At 31.2% G+C, this 496-nt stretch carries 1 pseudogene; it reads left to right on the top strand.

Annotated elements, in window-relative coordinates:
* Positions 1 to 496: pseudogene (locus tag CQA76_RS09125) on the top strand (hypothetical protein); the annotation flags it as partial.

The following is a 496-nucleotide window of genomic DNA, read 5'->3' as shown; positions in this document are numbered from 1 at the left end:
AGAAAGTTTATTTTTTAATTCTTATGTAGTTGAAGATGCTGCCAAAGCAAAACCTGCTACTGATATTTTTAACAATAACAATGGCGGAAAAGAAAATATTAATTCAGGCGTATTTTTTGATACTACCCCAAGTAAATATAGAAATCCAGATGGCACTATAACCAAAGGTGGACTTTTAGTAGCCATAGTGAATGCAAATCTTTATACTAGAGAAGGAGAAGCTACACCATCAGGTAAAGCTGAAGGCTTTGATAAATCCATGAGTGGCGAAGAGGTAAGAAAAGCTTGGGAATTTAAAGGTTTAAGCCCTAACTTAATTGACTTTACAGGAGCCACTCTTGATTTAACAAAAATGGATATTTATGTAAATACAAATAACCAGAATAATAAAGATTTTAACTACAAAGATCCTATATCTGAAATGTTTGAAGATATGGAAAAATTTCAAAAAGAACAATTAGAACGTTTAGAAAAACAAAGAAAAGCAAAAAGACTG

The organism is Campylobacter aviculae (assembly GCF_005406215.1).
In the GTDB taxonomy this organism is placed as follows: Bacteria; Campylobacterota; Campylobacteria; order Campylobacterales; family Campylobacteraceae; genus Campylobacter_D; species Campylobacter_D aviculae.
The sequence above is the reverse complement of the archived record's forward strand: the minus strand, read 5'-3'. Positions and strand labels throughout refer to the sequence as shown.